Genomic DNA, 16682 nt, shown 5'->3' on the forward strand with positions numbered 1-16682 from the left:
GGTCCACATGCGTGTCATCGACCCTCCCGGTCCCCAGGGAATGGCGCAGAGGCCGGAGCCGCCCGCGGGCGGGACGGCGGGCGGCCGGCCGGGGACGCTCGCGAGCCTGGTCGCCCTGATCCGGCCGCTGCACGCGGCCAAGAGCCTCCTGCTCGTCCCCATCGCGCTCGCCGACGCGGGCACCTGGACCCTCACGGCGCTCGGCGAGGTCGGGTGGGCCGTCGCCGGGTTCGTCCTGGCCGGCGCATGCGTCTATGTCGGCAACGACATCGCGGACCGGGACCGGGACCGCGCCCATCCCACCAAGCGCCACCGTCCCATCGCCGCGGGGCACGTCTCGGTACGGGCCGGCTACCTGTACTGCACCGCCCTGCTCGCCCTGCTCGGCGTGCTGGTCGGGTTCGGGCCGGGCAGGCCGTACTGGCCGCTGCTGGCCTACCTGGTGCTCAACGTGGCCTACAGCCGCTCGCTCAAGCACATCCCCCTCATCGACGTGTGCGCCGTCGCGCTGGGTTTCGCCCTGCGCGTCGTCCAGGGGTCGGTGGCCATCGGGGAACGCGTCTCAGGCTGGCTGCTCGTCACGGTGTTCTCGGTGTCGCTGCTGCTGGTCATCGGCAAGCGGCGCCAGGAACTGCTGGAGACGGGGGCGGCGCACCGGCCGGCGCTGCGCGGCTACTCGGTGGAGCTGGCCAACCAGCTCCTCCAGCTCACCTGCGTGCTCACGGCGGTCGCCGGGCTGATCTACCTGAGCACCGAGGCGCCCCTCGGGCCGTACGGCCAGGCGGCGATGCTGCTGTGCACGCCCTTCGCGCTGTTCGCCCTGTTCCGCTATCTGCAGGTGGTGCTCGTCCAGGGCGGCGGGGGCGACCCGGTGCGGGCGGTGCTGCGCGACCGCGGCCTGGCGGCCACGGGCCTGGCGCTGGCGGTCGTGCTCGGCACGACCCTTGTGCTCGCCCGGCATCCGGCGCTGGCCGAGGCGATCCTCCGATGAACCCCGGCAACGCGAAAGGCGGCAGTCGTGCCCAGGACCTCCCCCCTGGTGTCGGTCATCGTCCCGGCCCACAATTCCGAGAAGACGCTGCGCGCCTGCCTCGCGGCGGCGCTGGCGCAGACCTACCGCGACATCGAGGTGGTCGTGGTCGACGACGCCAGCACGGACCGCTCGCGGGTCATCGCGGGTGAGTTCCCCTGCACGCTGGTCCGGCACCCGTACAACCGGGGGGTGTCGGCGGCCCGCAACGCCGGTGTGGCGTCGAGCAGGGGCGAGATCCTGTTCTTCCTCGACTCCGACGTCGGCCTGGCCCCCGACGCGGTGGCGAACGCGGTGCGGCTGCTGGGTGAGGATCCCGGCTGCGGCTGCGTGTACGGCGTCTACGCCAAGGAGCCGCTCATCGACGACGGCCCCGTGGAGACCTACCGGACGCTGCACCTGCACCACGCGCTCAGCCGGGCGGTGGGCCTGACCTCGACCGCCGTCTTCGCCCTCGCGGCCGTACCGCGCGCGGTGTTCGAGCAGGTGGGGCCGTTCGACGACAACCTGCGCTGCGCCGAGGACGACGAGTACAGCGAGCGCCTGCTGGCGCGCCACCGCATCCGGCTGGCCGCCGAGGTCACCGGCCGCCACGACGAGGCCGACCGGCTGCTGCCCCTGCTCGCCGAGCAGTACCGGCGCGCGCAGCTGCTCCGCTTCTCCGCGCGGAACCGGCTGCGGCGCGACGCCCTGGTGGTCAACCGCGCGGGCGGCGTGCTCGCCGCCGCGCTGACCATGGCCACGCTCCCCCTCGGCCTGGCGTGGCCGCCCGCGCTTCCCCTGCCGGCGGCCTTCCTCGTCCTGTTCGCGGTGTCCGACCCGTCGCTGTCGCGCTTCGTCCTGCGGGAGAGGGGGCCGGGGTTCCTGGCCTACTTCACCGCCGTGCACCTCCTCGCCCACGCGGCGCTGGTCGGCGGGGCCGCCGTGGGATGGGTGCGCGCCGCGCTCGACTCCTCCTTCGGGCCCTCCCATCGCGCCGCCGCACGCCGGCGCGCGGTCGATCCATCGAAAGGCTGGTGAACCATGGCCTCCGCGCCGCTCGTCTCTGTCATCGTCCCCAACTACAACTACGGGAACGTGCTCGCGCAGTGCCTCAAGGCCGTCAAGGCGCAGACGTACTCCCCGCTGGAGATCATCTACGTCGACGACTGCAGCACCGACGACTCCGTGGAGGTGGCCAGGTCGCTCGGGGTGCGGGTGCTCAGCACGCCGCGCAACAGCGGAGTGAGCGTCGCGCGGAACCTCGGCGCGGACCACGCGCGGGGTGAGGTGCTGTTCTTCCTGGACTCCGACGTGGGCCTCGCCCCCGACGCGGTCGCCGAGGCCGTGGCGCTGCTCGGGTCCGACCCCGGGATCGGCGCGGTCTGCGGCAACTACGAGCCCGTCCCGCTCAACCGCGACAGCCTGGTCAAGGAGTACCGCACCCTGTACCGCCACTACTGGTACCGGGTCGCCGAGGGCCCGATCAAGGGGTTCCTGCCCGTGGCCATCATCGCCATACCCGCCGCCGTGTGGGCGGAGGTCGGGCCGTGGAACCCCGAGCTCCTGCAGACCGAGGGCGCCGACGTGGGCGAGCGGCTCACCGACCGGTACGAGGTGCGGCTCACCTCGGCCGTGCGCGGCCGGCACGACGACGACGCCACGGTGCGCGTCGCGCTGCGGAAGGTCTTCACCCGCACCCGCCTGCACGTGCCGTTCTTCCTGCAACGGCAGTACGCCCCAGGCGTGGTCGGCTCGCCGGAGTCGGCGGCGAGCCTGGCCGCCGCGCTGACGGCCGCGACCCTGCCCGTGCCGCTGCTGACCGGGGCCGCCTGGACCGCGGCGCTGCCGGTGCTGATGTTCGCCGCCTGCCTGGCCATCGACCGGCGGATGTACCGGTTCGTGTTCGCCCGCCGGAAGGCCGGGTTCGGGCTGTTCTTCGTCGGCATGCACTTCCTGGTCAACCTGACCATCGCCGCCGGGGCCGGCGTCGGGATCCTGCAGTGGCTGACGTCGCGGTCGTACCGGCGCCTGTACGCCAAGGCGCCCGCGTGACGGCCGTGCGCCGCACCACCCGGCAGAGGGTGTTCGCCGGGCTGCGCATGGCCGCCTACCTGCTCGTGCTCGGGTTCCTCTGCTACCAGCTGTGGCGCGTGCGCGACGGGCTCGGCGAGAGCCTGCGGCTGGTGGGCTGGGAGAACGCCCTGCTCGCCGCGGCGCTGGCGGCGGTGGGCGGAGTGCCCGGGTTCTTCGGCTGGCGCATGCTGCTGGCCGGGCTGGGCACCCGCCTGTCCCTGCCGGTCGCGGTCCGCGTCTTCTTCCTGGCCGGGCTCACCCGCTACCTTCCCGGCGGCGTCTGGCCGGCGGTGGCGCACGCGGCGCAGGCCCGGCCGCTCGGCGAGCCCCCCGCCCGGCTGGCCGGGGCGTTCGTCGCCAGCCAGGGCCTCGCGGTCGTCGCGGGGCTCGCGGCCGGGCTCGTCGCCCTGCCCTGGCTCGTGGCGTCCGACCCGATCTGGTGGGCGCTGCTGCCGATGCTGGCCGCCGCGCTCGTACCGCTGGCCGCTCCCCGGCTGCTGAGCACGCTGCTCGGGCTCGCCCAGCGGATCCTGCGCCGGGGCGAGCGGACCCTCGTGCTGCCCCGGCGGCGCACCCTGCTCGCGGTCACCGGGCTCATGGCGGTGGGCTGGCTGGTCAGCGGCCTGCACGTGACGGTGCTCGCGGTCGCGCTCGGCGCGCCGGTCTCCGGGGCCATGACCGTGGGCATCGGCGGCTTCGCGCTGTCCACCGTGGCCGGGATCCTCACCCTGGTCATGCCGTCCGGCCTCGGCGTGCGCGAGGCCGTGCTCGGGCTGACCGTCGCCACCCTGCTCACCGGCCCCGGACTGGTCACGCTCGTGGCCCTCAGCCGGGTGCTGATCACCGTGGGCGACGTCGCGTCCACGGCGGCCGTCCTCGGCCTGCTCGCCTGGGCGGGCCGGCGACGCGCCCGCCCCTCCCCCCTCACCGACCAGCGCGCAGAAGGAGCCTCGCCCTCATGACCTCGCACAGCGGCCCCGTTCCGCTCACCCCGCGCCGCGGGCAGACCCGCCACCTCGTACGGCAGCTCCCCTCGGGGCCGGTGACCGGCGCCGTGCTCAGGATGCTCGCGGCCCTGCCCTTCGCCGACCGGCCGCTGGAGTGGCTGGAGCGGCATCCGGCCGTGCACGGCGTGGTGCTGTCCGCCTTCGGCATGCGCCGGCCGATCTTCCTCGACCACCCCGTTCGCCCTGAGCCGAGGTTCGGCTACGGCAAGCCGGACCACCCGGAGATCGCGGCCCTGCTCGACGCGGGCCGCGAGCGCTACGCCGACCGGCTCGCCCGCTTCCTCGCCTTCGGCCCCGACCTCGCCGCCATCCCCCTGCGGGACCGCGCGGACGGCACCACGCCGTACTGGGACAACGGATGGCTGCCGCCGCTGGACGCCCTCGCCCTCTACGGCTTCCTCGCCGAGACCGGCCCTCGGCGGTACGTCGAGATCGGGTCGGGCAACTCGACGAAGTTCGCCCGGCGCGCCATCGAGGACCATGGCCTCCGCACGCACGTCACCTCGATCGACCCGGCGCCGCGCGCGAACATCGACGCGCTGTGCGACACGGTGGTCCGCAGCCCGCTGGAACACGTCGACCCCGCGGTCTTCGCCGGCCTCGACGCCGGCGATGTCGTCTTCCTGGACGGCTCGCACCGGGTGTTCATGGGCTCGGACGTGACGGTGTTCTTCTTCGAGATCCTGCCGCTCCTGCGGCCGGGCGTGCTCGTGCAGCTCCACGACATCCTGCTGCCCAGCGACTATCCGCCCGAGTGGCGCTGGCGCCACTACTCCGAGCAGTACCTGCTCGCGGCCTTCCTGCTGGCGAACCCGGCCCTGTTCGAGGTCGAGCTGCCCAACGCGTTCATCCAGGGGGACGAGCGCCTGCGCGGCCTGGTGGACCCGCTGTGGCACCGGGTGGCACTCACCGAGACCTACCTTCCCGCGTCGTTCTGGCTGCGCGTCAGGGACCGGGCGACGGCATGAGCGTGCCGCGCCGGGCGGGCCTGGTGGCGCTCGGGATCCTGGCGCTGTGGGCGGCCTTCACCCTGGCCAACTGGCTGACCGGCCGGTTCTGGTGGTGGGGGGGCGCGGCGCCGCTCGTGGTGTTCTTCGCCGCGCCGCTCGCGGTGCTCTGGGCGGTGGCGGTGCTCCTGCTCGCCCGCGCGCGGCTGTCCCGCCTCGAACGGGCGCTGGTCGGCCTTGCGGCGGCGGAGGCGGCGCTCGTCGTGCTGCACCGGCTGCTCAGCGGCCGTACCTGGGTGTGGGTCATCCCCGACCTGATGGTGCCGCCGCTGCTGTTCGCGCTGCTGCCGGTGGCCCTGGTCGCCGCCGTCGGGGTGCTCGCGCTGAGCCGGGCGCGGGTGGCCGGGCGGGCCCGGTGGTGGACGGCGCTGCTCGCCTCGGCCGCGCTCGTCCTCGGCCTGGACCAGGCGGGGCTGCGGGCGCCGTGGGGCGGTGGCCTGGACGGGCCCGTGCCGCCCGGCGCGCTTCGCGTCGTGTCCTGGGACACCTTCTGCTGGGACACCACCGACGACCCCGCCCGTTTCCTGCGCTATCTGAAGAAGTGGAGTGCCGACGTCTACCTGCTCCAGGAGCACTCCGGATGCGGGCCGGGGGCGCCGACGCCGATCGACGATGGGGCGCAGCTACGCCGGGAGTTCCCCTCCCGCTATTTCGCGACCGCCGACGGGCTCCTCACGATCTCGCGGTTCCCCATCGTGCGCGACCTGGCGCTGGGGACGGTCCCGAACCCGGTCGCGACGAACTGGAGACGCGCGGCGCTGCGCACCGATCTACGCGTCGGCGGGCGTGTCCTGTCGGTCTACAACGTGCATCTCTACGACATGCTCTATCTGAGCTCCAGCCCGCTGACGGGGGACTTCTACCGGTCGATGAGGCTGCTCGACGCCGCGCGGGCGACCCAGCTCCGCGAGCTCGTCACCGACGTCGACGGCAACGCCAACCCCGTTCTGGCCTCGGGGAACTTCAACCTGCTGCCCGGCATGGGATACACGCGCCGGCTCGGCCACCTGAACGACGCGGCGCGCGCCGGAGGGCCGCTCTATCCGGCGACGCTGACGTTCGCCGGCCTGCGGCTGTGGCGGATGGACTGGACCTTCACCTCCCCCGGCGTCGACGTCCACCGGTACGCCCTGCGCTCCCCCGAGGGCCTGTCGAGCCACCACCTCCAGGACATGGCCGTCTCCCTGGCCGCGAACGAGAACGCCGCCGCGTCAACGCCCCCGAACCCGAAACCGAAGGTGAGGTAAACCGTGGAACCGCGCCCTCCGCTGGTCACCGTGATCGTTCCCAACTACAATCACGCGCGATTCCTGCCTCTGTGCCTCAAGGCCGTACAGGAACAGTCCTACGCCCCCCTGGAAATCGTCATGGTGGACGACCACAGCACCGACGAGTCGGTGCGCATCGCGGAGTCCATGGGGGTGACCGTCATACGCACTCCGGTCAACAGCGGTCCCGCCGTCGCCAGGAACACCGGCGCGGGGTGGGCGAGCGGCGAAATACTGTTCTTCGTGGACTCCGACGTCGCGCTGGCGCCCGACGCCGTCGCCACCGGGGTGGCGCTGCTGCGCGCCGATCCCGGCCTCGGCGCGGCGTGCGGCATCGAGGACCCCGAGCCGCTGATCCGCTCCACCAGGGTCGAGGACTACCGCTCGCTCCAGCACCATTACTGGTCGATCGGCTCGGAGGGCGAGGTGTCCTTCCTGTGGTCGGCGATGTTCGCCATCCGGGCGGAGGTGTTCGCCGAGACCGGGCCGTTCAACCCGCTGCTGAAGCACACCGAGGAGGTCGACTACGGCCATCGGCTCAGCCGGCGGCACACCGTGCTCATCACCTCGGCCATCCACGGGCGCATGGGCCACGACCGCGAGCTGCCCGCCCTGCTGCGCAAGCTCTTCCACCGCGGCCGCACCCGCGTTCCCCTGTACGCGAGCAGGCGGCGGTTCGCGCGGGGGTACGAGACCGCCTCACGGGCCTGGGCGTCGGTGGCGGCGCTGCTCGCGGTCGCCGCCCTGCCGCTTCCGCTGGTGCTCGGCCCGGTGGCCGCGGCCGTGCCGGCGCTCCTGCTGGCCGTGTCGCTGGCCTGCGACGCGGGGATGTACAGGTTCGTGTTCTCCAGGCGCTGCCCGCTGTTCGGCCTGTTCTTCGTCGGCGTGCACTTCCTGGTGAACCTGGTGATCATCGGCGGCGTGGCGGCCGGCGCCGTGCAGTGGCTGGTGTCAACGCGGTTCCGCAGGCTGTACGAGACCCCGGCGCCGGCCGCCCTCGGGGCCCGAGGCTGAGCACGGTGGAGCCCGGCGTGGGAGGCGCCCCTCGGTGGCGGGTCCGGCTGGTCATCGGGGTCACCGTGGCGTGGCTGCTGTTCGTCGTGCTGCACCGCGTGCTGTCCGGCCGGTTCTGGCTGTGGCTGCTCCCCGATCTGGTGCCCCCGCTGGTCTATCTCGCAGGCCCGCTCCTGCTGCTGGCCGCCGCGCCGCTGGCGGGCCGGTCGCGGCGGTGGTGGTGCTCCGCTCTGGCCGCCGCCTCCCTCGCCCTCGGCGCCGGCCAGAGCGGGCTCCACCTCGGCCCGCTGGGCCCCGGCGGGCCCGCCGCTCCGGCGGGAGCGGTGCGCGTGATGTCGTGGAACACCGAGTACTGGGATCAGGACGACGATCCTGAGCGGTTCTACGGTTTCCTGAAGGCCCAGCGCGCCGACGTCTACCTTCTCCAGGAGTATTTGCACTGGACGGACGGCACGCCCCGGCAGGTCGACGATCTGGCCCGGCTGCGGCGGGAGTTTCCCGGTTACCACATCGCCGCGGAAGGCGAGCTGGTGACGCTGTCGCGTTTTCCCGTCGCGGCCTCTCCACCGGTCGGACCGGCCGTGGCCCTCGGCCCGGGGGCGACGTGGAATTCGGCATTCCTGCTGGCCAAGACGCTGCGCACCGACCTGCGAATAGGCACGTCGATAATCTCGGTCTACAACGTGCACATTCCCACTCAGTACATGCTGGACGAGAATCCCCTGACATCGAAGTTCTACTCGGAGTTGCACGGCCGTGACGCCGCCCGCAAGGCGCAGTTCCGCGGTCTGGCGGCCGATGTGGAGGCCAACCGCAACGCGATCCTGGTGTCCGGCGATTTCAACACCACGGGCGCCATGGGAGATATCCAATGGCTGTCCGACCGGCTTTCCCGCGCGGACGACGATCGTCGTCTCTATCCCGCCTCGTGGCCCGCGACCGGCCCGGCCCTGTGGCGGCTCGACTGGACCTTCACCTCCTCGGCGCGCATCCACGGCTACCGCCTCCTCGACCCGCAGGGGCTTTCCGACCATCGCGCGCAGGCGATGCTGCTGTCCGTCGGCGACGACAGTGACCGCAAGAACCGGATGGCATCGAGCAACTAGCGATGCTCATAGCGAGCCTGCGGAGACGTGATCTCGCAGGCGAGAGCACGTGCCATCCCACACCTCGGGTGTCTCATCCAACCAATCCCGGACGACACTAGCGGACATAGCGCTATATATCCGTCATATACCCCTCAAAACCCCCGGAATCGCAACACAAGAGGGGGACTTGACACCAAGCACATCCGATGTAACCATCGCAAAAAATTGCAGCGCTATGAAAATAGATTCGAGTAACTCGAATGCAAGGTGGCCGGAAGTCGTCGAGCGTCGACAAGGCGTTCGAACTCATCCAAGCCGTGTCCGAAACGGGCAGGGCCGGTATCACGCTGGGCGAATTGGCCCGCCACGCGGGCGTCGCCGTCAGCACCGCGCACCGGTACGTCACCTCGCTGCTCGAACTCGGCGTGCTCGACAGGGACGCCGCCGGCTCGTACCACCTCGGCGTCACCCTGGTGACGCTCGCCGGGCAGTACCTGGAGGAGGACGGGCTGCGGGCCGCGGCGCGGCCGTACCTGGTCGCGCTGGTCGAGCTCAGTGGCGAGACGGTCCACCTCGGCATCCTCGCCGGGAACCGGATCGTCTACATCGACAAGGTCGAGAGCGCCAAGTCGGTGCGCCTCGTCTCGCGCATCGGCAGCCGCGTCCCCCTGCACTGCACGGCGATGGGCAAGGCCGTGCTCGCGCTGCTGGACGAGCGGCGCCGTGCGGAGATCACGGCCGGTCCCCTCGACCGCCGCACGCCGCGCACCCTCACCGGCGGCGCGCTGCTGGACGAGCTCGACGCCGTACGGGCGCGGGGGTTCGCGATCGACGACGAGGAGAACGAGGAGGGCGTCCGCTGCTTCGGGCTCCCGATCATGAACGCCTCGGGCCAGCCGGTCGCGGCCTTCAGCGTCTCCGCGCCGGCCAACCGCTTCAGCGTCGAGGACTGCCATCGCCTGGCGCCCTCCGCGCTCGCGATGGCCGCCGAGATCAGCCGCCGGATCGGCTACGTGGCGAAGAACGGGAACTCCCCCGCGCGCGGGGAGCCCGCGGCGGGGCGGGCGCCGTACGCCGAGGCCAGGGACCCCTGACCTCCGCCGGTCCCCCGGCAGCCCCCGACCGAGAAGCCGATACACCCGAGGAGTGAAACGGATGTCCGCCGCCATATCGCCAGCCGGTCACGTCATCGTCGTCCGCAACCCCGGCACGGGAGAGCCCCTCGGGGAGGTGGAGGCCATGGACGCCGCGCGCGTGGCATCGGTGGTCGACGCCGCGCGAGAGGGCCAGCGCGCCATGGCCGCCATGCCCGCCCACCAGCGCGCCGATCTGCTGCGCCGGGTGGCCGGCCTGATGGAGGACGAGGCCGAGAGCCTGGCCGTGCTGCTCGCCGGGGAGAACGGCAAGCCCCTGCCGCAGACCCGCGGCGAGGTCGAGGCGGCGATCCGCATCTTCCGCGGGTACGCGGGGGAGGCCACGAGGCTCTTCGGCCGGCAGATCCCGCTGGACGCCGTGCCCGGCCTGGAGCGGCACCTCGCCGTCACGACGCGCGAGCCGCTCGGCGTCGTCGCGGCGCTCGTCCCGTTCAACTACCCGGTCGAGCTGTACGCGCACAAGGCCGCCGCCGCGCTCGCCGCGGGCAACGCCGTCATCGTGCAGCCGCCGTCGCGCTGCCCGCTCGCCCTGACGCGGGTCGCCGAGCTGGTCGAGCTCGCGGGCGCGCCCAGCCACGCGCACCAGGTCGTCACCGGCGGCGTGGCGGTGTCCAAGGCGCTCGCCGAGTCGCCGGGGATCGCCGCGGTCAGCCTCACCGGGAGCACCGCGGCCGGCCGCGAGATCGCGCGCCTCGGGTCCGCGACGCTGAAGAAGGTCTTCCTGGAGCTCGGCGGGAACGACGCGCTGATCGTGTGCGACGACGCCGACGTCGAGGCCGCCGCCCAGGCCGTGGTGCTCGGGCGGCTGGCGCGCGGCAACGGGCAGATCTGCTGCGCGGTCAAGCGGGTCTACGTGCAGGACGGCGTCCACGACGCGTTCGTGGAGTCCCTGCTCGGCCAGACCGCCAAGCTGAGCGTGGGCGACCAGTTGCTGGAGTCCACCGACGTCGGCCCGCTGATCGCCGAGGAGGCCGCGGAGCGCGTCGAGGCGGCCGTCGGCAGGCTCGTGCGGGACGGCGCCCGGCTGGTCGCCGGGGGCGGCAGGCGCGGGGCGTTCGTCGACCCGGCGGTGCTCGTGGACGTCCCGGTGAGCAGCGAGGCCTTCGCCGAGGAGATCTTCGGCCCGGTGGCGCCGGTCGCCCGCTTCACCGACCCCCTGGAGGCCGTGCGCCTGGCCAACGAGTCCCCGTACGGGCTGCACGCCGCGGTCTTCACGCGGGACGTGTCGCGGGCGTTCACGCTCGCGCGGCTGCTGGACGTCGGCGGAGTGGTGATCAACGGCTCCACCGCCCTGCGCGCGGAGAACCTCCCCTTCGGCGGCACCAAGGACACCGGGGGCTACCGCGAGGGCCTGCACGAGACCGTCCTGGACTTCACCCGGCAGAAGACGATGGTGCTGATGGGGGCCTTCGGATGATGCTGGAACTCCGGGGCGTGCGTAAGGACTACGGCGGCGTGCGGGTGCTCCACGGGGTGGACCTCGCGGGCCGCCGCGGCGAGGTGCTCGCCGTGGTGGGCGCGAACGGTGCCGGCAAGTCCACCCTGATCAAGATCCTCGCCGGCGCGCAGCCCATGAGCCAGGGCGAGATGTGGATGGACGGCGAGCGCGTCGAGCTGCGCTCGCCCCACGACGCCCACGCGCGGGGCATACGGACCGTCTACCAGGAGCTGACGCTGGTGCCCCAGCTCTCGGTCACCGAGAACCTGCTGATGGGCAACTTCCCGCGCCGCCGTTCCGGGCTCATCGACTGGCCGGCGGCGCACGCGCGGGCGAAGGAGCTGCTGGAGGGCATCGGCTTCGGCGCGATCGACCCGCGTACGGCCGCGGGCCGGTTGTCGGTGGCACGGCAGCAGATGGTCGAGATCGCCAAGGCGCTGGTGGACGAGCCCCGCGTGCTGGTGCTGGACGAGCCGTCCGCCGTGCTGGCCGGCACCGACCTCGCGGCGCTGTTCGCGCTGATCCGGCGGCTGCGGGAGCGAGGCGTGCTCGTCGTCTACGTCTCCCACCGGCTCGCCGAGGTGCTGGAGCTGGCCACCTCGATCGTGGTCATCAAGGACGGCCTGGTGATCGGCACCACCGAGCCCGCGCGCACCAGCGAGGGCGAGCTGATCGGCATGATGGCCGGCCGCCGCCTGGAGCAGATCTACCCGGGCCGCCGGGCCGGGCCCGGCGAGGCGGCGCTCACCGTGTCGCGGCTCGGCCGGGCCGGGGAGTTCGAGGACATCTCGTTCACGCTGCACAGCGGGGAGATCGTGGGGCTGTTCGGCCTGGTGGGCTCGGGCCGCAGCGAGCTGGCCCGGTGCCTGTTCGGCGCCGAGCCCGCGACCTCCGGCCAGGTGCGCGCCGCGGACGGCTCCGGCGACTTCCGCACGCCGGGCGAGGCCATCGCGGCCGGGCTGGCGCTGGTCACCGAGGACCGCAAGGGCAGCGGCCTGGTGCTCGGCATGAGCGTCTCGGACAACATCATGCTCACGACGCTGCGCGCCACCACGCGCGGCCCGCTGATCGACGTGGCGCTCCGGCGCCGCAAGGTGGCCGAGATGATCGACCGGCTGGACATCCAGCCGCCGAGGTGCGCCTCCATGCCGGCCGTGAACCTCAGCGGCGGCAACCAGCAGAAGGCCGTGCTGGCCAAGTGGCTGCTGGCCGGGCCCCGCGTGCTGATCCTGGACGAGCCGACCCGCGGCGTGGACATGGCCACCAGGGTCGAGATCTACCGCATGATCGACGGCCTCGCCCGCGAGGGCCTCAGCGTCCTGCTCATCTCCTCCGACCTCACCGAGGTCCTGGGTGCCACCGACCGGGTCCTCGTGATGAACCAGGGCCGTATCAGCGGCGAGGCCCGCTCGGACACGGCCACCGAGGACGAGGTCCTCACGTACGCGATCGGAAGGGCCGCATGACCGACCAGCTCGCCGGGCCCGCTCCGGCCGCCGCCACGGGCAGGAGGCTCCCCCGGCTCGTCCTGGGGGGCCGTGACGTCACCGTGCAGGCCGCCTTCGTCGCGCTCATCGTGCTGATGGCCGGGACGGCGGCGCTCACCTCCGACACGTTCCTGACCCCGGCCAACCTCACCAACCTGCTCAAGCAGATGGTCACCACGGGCCTGCTCGCGTTCGGCATGCTCGTGGTCATCCTCACCGGCGGCATCGACCTGTCGGTCGGGTCGGTGGTGGCCTTCTCCGGCATCGTCACCGCGGGCCTGGTCGCCGGGATCCCCATCCCGTTGGCCATGCTGGTGGGCGTGGCGTCCGGCGTGGGTTTCGGGCTGGTCAACGGCACGCTGGTGGCGAGGTTCGGGCTCGCGCCGTTCGTGGTGACGCTGGCCGCGCTGACCACCGTACGGGGCCTGGCGTTCGTGTACTCCGAGGTGCCCATCGCCCCCGAGGACCCGGCGTTCTTCACGCTCGGCTCCGCCATGGCCGGCCCCCTCCCGCTGAGCACGCTCATCATGCTCGCGGTGTTCCTGGCCGGAGGGGTCTTCCTCACGCGCACCCCGGCGGGCCGTTCGATCGTGGCCATCGGCGGCAACGCGGAGACCGTGCGGCTCGCCGGCATCAACGTGCGCCGCCACGTGATCCTCGCCTACACCATCAGCGGCGCCTGCGCCGGCCTGGCGGGCGTCATCCTGAGCAGCCGGGTCGGCATCGCCCAGCCGAGCGTGGGGGTGGCGTTCGAGCTCGACGCGATCGCCGCGTGCGTGATCGGCGGCGCGAGCCTGGCGGGCGGGCGCGGCTCCACACGGGCGACCTTCGGCGGGGTGCTGGTCCTCGTACTGATCAACAACCTGCTCAACCTCTACGGCGTGCAGAGCTTCTGGCAGCAGGTGCTCAAAGGATTGATCATCATCGCCGTGATCCTCGTCCAGCGCACCAATCGGGTGCGTTCCTGACACCTCACACCATCGGAGGTCCCCGCATGTACATGAAGAGGCTGTGCGGCGTGCTGGTCACCGGCGTCCTCGCCGCCGGCCTGGCCGCCTGCTCGTCCGAGCCGGGCAAGCCAGGCACGGCCACCGGCGACGGGCGTTACACGATCGGCGTCGCCAACTTCCTGCTGAGCGGCCCCTACTTCAGCGGCATGGACAAGGCCATCGCGGCCCAGGCCAAGAAGAAGGGCAACATCGACGTCATCAGCACCGACGCCAACGGCGACGCGGCCAAGCTCGCGTCCAACGTGGAGGACCTGCTGAGCAAGAACGTCGACGCCGTCATCATCTCCGGCGGCCCGCTGGAGTCCGCGCCGGCCGCGCTGAACGCCATCAAGGCGGCCGGCAAGCCGGTGGTCCTGGTCGACCGCAAGTTCCAGACCGGCGAGTACACCAGCTGGATCGGCCCCGACAACGAGGCGATCGGCAGGCAGGACGGCGAGTTCATCGCCGAGAAGCTCCCGAGCGGAGGCAAGGTCGCCATCATCAAGGGCGGCCCCGCCGACAACAGCATCGGCCTGGCCCGTACCAACGGGGTCAAGTCGGTCCTGCAGGGCAAGCCGTCGATCACCCTCGTCGAGGCCCCCGACTTCGGCAACTGGGGATCGGACGGCGGGCTGTCGGTGATGGAGAGCCTGCTGGCGACCAACGCCGACGTCGACGCGGTGTTCTGCGAGAACGACGCGATGTGCCTGGGCGCCCAGCGGGCCATCGCCGACGCCGGGAAGTCCAAGCAGGTCATCATCGCGGGCGTCGACGGGCAGGCCGAGGCGCTCAAGGCCATCCTCGACGGCACCAACTACGCCGTCACGGGCCTCAACGACGCCGACATCATCGGCGGCATGGGGCTGGACCGGGCGGTGGAGATCCTGAGCGGCGCCACCGTGGAGAAGGACACGGTGGTCCCCTCCCCCAGGGTCACCAAGGAGAACGCGGCACAGTACTACGACCCCAACGGCGCCTTCTAGGGAGGTCTCGAACCGACGCCCAGGTCAGGTGGCGGGCGGCGACGCCACCACGACCGCCGCGCGGGACGCCGTCCGCGTCGCGCGCGGGACGACCAGCGCTTCACCCCGTCTACATAAGGACACCACTCATGCGACAAACCGTCAGACGAGTCGTGCACGGGGCGGCCATCGCCGCGGTCACCTCGAGCCTCGTGATCGCAGGCTCGCTCACCTCGGGCGCGCCCGCCACGGGCGCCACCGCCCCCGGCCCGGCCGTCAAGGGCGTGGCGGCCGACGACCCGACCCGCCCCGGCTGGACCCTGCTCTACAACGAGGACTTCTCGACGCCTCTCACCGGGGCGAGCACCCCGTGGGTCAAGGAGACCTACAGCTCTCCCTTCGACACCATCACCGACGACGCGGGCCAGTGGTACAAGAACGACTACGGGCCGCCGTGGACGACCGCCTTCAACTCCTTCACCACCTACCGCAAGGACTTCAAGGTCGGGAAGGACGGCTGGCTGACGGCCTCGCTGTCGGCGCGCGACTTCAACAAGGACGGCGTCATCGAGTCCCCGCCGTCGATCACCACCCAGGCGCTCGGCAGCGAGCACGTGGCGGTGCTGAACGTGCCGGAGTCCACCGGCGGCGCCATCTTCAGGCCCACCGACAAGCTGCCCGATCAGTACCGCATCGAATACAAGCTGAAGACCCTGGACTTCGGCGGCAAGCGCAACGGCACGATCGACTACGGCGGGCGGACCAACGGCTACAGCACCGCGGGCTGCAAGACGCAGCACCCGTGGGGAGAGGGCTCGAAGTCACCCGGCTGGAGCGGGGACGCGTCGGTGCCCTACTGCCAGTGGCAGGACGTGCGGCAGGGGCCGTACGGCTACAACGGCTACCACTTCCTGTCGATCGTCGACTTCGCCAACCCGGCGCCGCGCAACAACCACTTCTGGCACTACCACCGCAAGGTGCTGATGGACGCCTTCTCCCAGCACCCCGACCGGGTGGGCACCGGCACGGGCGGCCGGGTGTGCAACTCGGCCACCAACCAGTACTACAACTACCGCGACAGCAGCTTCAACACCGTCAACATGTGGATCAGCGGGATGCCCAACTGGACCCCGGGCCCCGGCGGGCTGCCCGGCAACTCCCAGTGGTTCATGACGAGCTGCTCCGGCGGCGTCGCCGAGCAGCAGCTCTCGTCGGCGGCGGAACTTCAGCCCGAGCTCATGCCGAACCAGTTCTACACCTTCGCGATCGAGCGCGACGCCACCGGCTACACGCTGGAGGCCAGCGGCAACTTCGCCCGCGCGGGCCAGAAGACGCTGCGCTTCCACCGCAACTTCGTGGTGGGCAACGACCCGATCTGGCACTACAACGTCAAGGCCAGTGAGTACGACGGCCGGTTCAACGGGAACCTGGTGCAGAACGACGCCCACGGCAGCACCACCTGGCCGAACCAGTGGCCCTCGGGCTCGGCCTACCCCGACTACTTCGTCATCGGTGACCTGTACACCAACGTGTACGAGGGCAGCGCGAGCCTCACCGACATCCGCCTCTACGTGCCCGGCCAGATCGGCGGGACCAACCTCGCGCTGAACAAGCCGGCCACCGCCGACAGCCAGTGCGCGGCGAACGAGGCTCCGGCCAAGGCCGTCAACGGCACCGTGTCGGGCGGCCCGGCGGACAAGTGGTGCTCCCTCGGGGCGAGCAAGTGGCTGCGCGTCGACCTGCAGTCGGCCCAGACGCTGCGGCGTTTCGTCGTGCGCCACTCCGGCGCGGGCGGCGAGAAGGCGAGCTGGAACACCCGCGACTTCGACCTCCAGGTGAGCACGGACGGGACGAACTGGACCACGGTGGCGTCGGCGCGCGGCAACACGGCCGACGTCACCACCCACACCTTCTCGCCGGTCACCGCCAGGTATGTCCGGTTGAACGTCCTCACCCCGACGAGCGACAGCGACACCGCGGCGAGGATCTACGAACTGGAGGCCTACGCGTCCTGAGCCCGGCGCCGCACCTCCTGAGACACACCGCGTTCTCCGGCGGGATCCGCACGGCCGGGGAACGCGGGTGGCTTTATGCGGCATTTGCCGAGGTCAGAGGGCTTTTGTCGAGTTTCGGGGGTATTTACGGGGGTTCGGAGCCGGGTGGCCGGGGGGAGGCGGTGAAGC

General features: G+C 72.0%; 14 protein-coding genes. All 14 read left to right on the plus strand.

What is annotated here, in order from left to right; all coding sequences use genetic code 11:
* Positions 1–7: 7 nt before the first annotated feature.
* The 14 genes from ACOZ38_RS22890 to ACOZ38_RS22955 all read left to right on the plus strand — a co-directional run bounded on the left by ACOZ38_RS22890 (position 8) and on the right by ACOZ38_RS22955 (position 16514).
* Positions 8–991, plus strand: coding sequence for a UbiA prenyltransferase family protein (locus tag ACOZ38_RS22890; protein ID WP_424533222.1), 984 nt, complete (start codon positions 8–10; stop codon positions 989–991).
* Positions 992–1018: 27 nt separating this feature from the next.
* Positions 1019–2050 (plus strand): glycosyltransferase family 2 protein, encoded by a 1032-nt coding sequence (locus ACOZ38_RS22895; RefSeq protein WP_424533223.1) that lies wholly within the window; start codon positions 1019–1021, stop codon positions 2048–2050.
* A gap of 3 nt (positions 2051–2053) precedes the next feature.
* The gene (locus tag ACOZ38_RS22900) at positions 2054–3064 is read left to right on the plus strand and encodes a glycosyltransferase family 2 protein (protein ID WP_424533224.1); all 1011 of its coding nucleotides are present in this window, start codon (positions 2054–2056) and stop codon (positions 3062–3064) included.
* On the plus strand, positions 3061–4047 hold the full coding sequence (locus ACOZ38_RS22905) for a hypothetical protein (protein WP_424533225.1): 987 nt from the start codon (positions 3061–3063) through the stop codon (positions 4045–4047). Before ACOZ38_RS22900 ends, ACOZ38_RS22905 begins: the two co-directional genes overlap by 4 nt.
* Complete coding sequence (locus ACOZ38_RS22910; RefSeq protein WP_424533226.1) at positions 4044–5060, plus strand: class I SAM-dependent methyltransferase; 1017 nt, start codon at positions 4044–4046, stop codon at positions 5058–5060. The genes ACOZ38_RS22905 and ACOZ38_RS22910 overlap by 4 nt, the downstream gene beginning before the upstream one ends.
* The gene (locus tag ACOZ38_RS22915) at positions 5057–6346 is read left to right on the plus strand and encodes an endonuclease/exonuclease/phosphatase family protein (protein WP_424533227.1); all 1290 of its coding nucleotides are present in this window, start codon (positions 5057–5059) and stop codon (positions 6344–6346) included. The genes ACOZ38_RS22910 and ACOZ38_RS22915 overlap by 4 nt, the downstream gene beginning before the upstream one ends.
* Positions 6347–6349: 3 nt before the next feature.
* On the plus strand, positions 6350–7381 hold the full coding sequence (locus tag ACOZ38_RS22920) for a glycosyltransferase family 2 protein (RefSeq protein ID WP_424533228.1): 1032 nt from the start codon (positions 6350–6352) through the stop codon (positions 7379–7381).
* Positions 7382–7398: 17 nt separating this feature from the next.
* On the plus strand, positions 7399–8487 hold the full coding sequence (locus ACOZ38_RS22925; RefSeq protein WP_424533229.1) for an endonuclease/exonuclease/phosphatase family protein: 1089 nt from the start codon (positions 7399–7401) through the stop codon (positions 8485–8487).
* Positions 8488–8729: 242 nt separating this feature from the next.
* The gene (locus ACOZ38_RS22930; RefSeq protein WP_424533230.1) at positions 8730–9563 is read left to right on the plus strand and encodes an IclR family transcriptional regulator; all 834 of its coding nucleotides are present in this window, start codon (positions 8730–8732) and stop codon (positions 9561–9563) included.
* 61 nt (positions 9564–9624) lie between these two features.
* Entirely contained in the window at positions 9625–11040 is a 1416-nt protein-coding gene (locus ACOZ38_RS22935; RefSeq protein WP_405149990.1) for an aldehyde dehydrogenase family protein, read from the plus strand.
* On the plus strand, positions 11037–12527 hold the full coding sequence (locus tag ACOZ38_RS22940) for a sugar ABC transporter ATP-binding protein (protein ID WP_405149992.1): 1491 nt from the start codon (positions 11037–11039) through the stop codon (positions 12525–12527). Before ACOZ38_RS22935 ends, ACOZ38_RS22940 begins: the two co-directional genes overlap by 4 nt.
* Positions 12524–13516, plus strand: coding sequence for an ABC transporter permease (locus ACOZ38_RS22945; RefSeq protein ID WP_405149993.1), 993 nt, complete (start codon positions 12524–12526; stop codon positions 13514–13516). The genes ACOZ38_RS22940 and ACOZ38_RS22945 overlap by 4 nt, the downstream gene beginning before the upstream one ends.
* Positions 13517–13542: 26 nt before the next feature.
* The gene (locus ACOZ38_RS22950) at positions 13543–14520 is read left to right on the plus strand and encodes a substrate-binding domain-containing protein (protein ID WP_424533231.1); all 978 of its coding nucleotides are present in this window, start codon (positions 13543–13545) and stop codon (positions 14518–14520) included.
* A gap of 128 nt (positions 14521–14648) precedes the next feature.
* The gene (locus tag ACOZ38_RS22955) at positions 14649–16514 is read left to right on the plus strand and encodes a discoidin domain-containing protein (RefSeq protein ID WP_424533232.1); all 1866 of its coding nucleotides are present in this window, start codon (positions 14649–14651) and stop codon (positions 16512–16514) included.
* Positions 16515–16682: the final 168 nt, after the last annotated feature.

The organism is Sphaerisporangium viridialbum (genome assembly GCF_049674955.1).
Lineage (GTDB): Bacteria > Actinomycetota > Actinomycetes > Streptosporangiales > Streptosporangiaceae > Sphaerisporangium > Sphaerisporangium viridialbum.

What these genes read in the sequence shown, in the direction of transcription:
- ACOZ38_RS22935 (WP_405149990.1), top strand. Translation starts at nt 9,625, where the DNA reads ATGTCCGCCGCCATATCGCCAGCCGGTCACGTCATCGTCGTCCGCAAC.
- ACOZ38_RS22945 (WP_405149993.1), top strand. Translation starts at nt 12,524, where the DNA reads ATGACCGACCAGCTCGCCGGGCCCGCTCCGGCCGCCGCCACGGGCAGG.
- ACOZ38_RS22915 (WP_424533227.1), top strand. Translation starts at nt 5,057, where the DNA reads ATGAGCGTGCCGCGCCGGGCGGGCCTGGTGGCGCTCGGGATCCTGGCG.
- ACOZ38_RS22950 (WP_424533231.1), top strand. Translation starts at nt 13,543, where the DNA reads ATGTACATGAAGAGGCTGTGCGGCGTGCTGGTCACCGGCGTCCTCGCC.
- ACOZ38_RS22900 (WP_424533224.1), top strand. Translation starts at nt 2,054, where the DNA reads ATGGCCTCCGCGCCGCTCGTCTCTGTCATCGTCCCCAACTACAACTAC.
- ACOZ38_RS22940 (WP_405149992.1), top strand. Translation starts at nt 11,037, where the DNA reads ATGATGCTGGAACTCCGGGGCGTGCGTAAGGACTACGGCGGCGTGCGG.
- ACOZ38_RS22890 (WP_424533222.1), top strand. Translation starts at nt 8, where the DNA reads ATGCGTGTCATCGACCCTCCCGGTCCCCAGGGAATGGCGCAGAGGCCG.
- ACOZ38_RS22955 (WP_424533232.1), top strand. Translation starts at nt 14,649, where the DNA reads ATGCGACAAACCGTCAGACGAGTCGTGCACGGGGCGGCCATCGCCGCG.
- ACOZ38_RS22910 (WP_424533226.1), top strand. Translation starts at nt 4,044, where the DNA reads ATGACCTCGCACAGCGGCCCCGTTCCGCTCACCCCGCGCCGCGGGCAG.
- ACOZ38_RS22930 (WP_424533230.1), top strand. Translation starts at nt 8,730, where the DNA reads ATGCAAGGTGGCCGGAAGTCGTCGAGCGTCGACAAGGCGTTCGAACTC.